Raw genomic sequence first — 364 nt, 5'->3', positions numbered from 1 at the left:
GCTTTTTGGTTGCTTTGCTTTTTGGTCGCTTTGCTTTTTGGTTCGCTTTTCTTTTTGGTCGCTTCGCTTTTGGGTTGCTTTGCTTTGGGTCGCTTTGCTTTTGGTTGCTTTGTTTTGGGTCGCTTCGCTTTTTGGTTGCTTCGCTTTTTGGTTGCTTTGCTTTGGGTTGCTTTGCTTTTTGGTCGCTTCGCCTTTGGTCGCTTTACTTTTTGGTTGCTTTGTTTTTTGGTTGCTTTGTTTTTTAGAATTTACGTATCGCTGTCGCTCATAGTATGTTGGTATTTTAGTTTGAATTTCCAGTTATTCTTAGAACTTGACCAATACCTAACACCCAAAAGCAAAGATTCTGTGTTAACAACCAAGA

1 protein-coding gene is annotated in these 364 nt (G+C 39.8%); it reads left to right on the top strand.

Features of this window, described 5'->3' with window-relative positions:
• Positions 1-245 (top strand): hypothetical protein (locus AA089_RS25520; RefSeq protein WP_206540708.1); only part of this gene is annotated, 245 nt, incomplete at its 5' end.
• Positions 246-364: the final 119 nt, after the last annotated feature.

It is taken from the genome of Kordia jejudonensis (assembly GCF_001005315.1).
Lineage (GTDB): Bacteria > Bacteroidota > Bacteroidia > Flavobacteriales > Flavobacteriaceae > Kordia > Kordia jejudonensis.
Note: the sequence above shows the minus strand (reverse complement) of the source record. Positions and strands in the feature narration are given on the sequence as shown.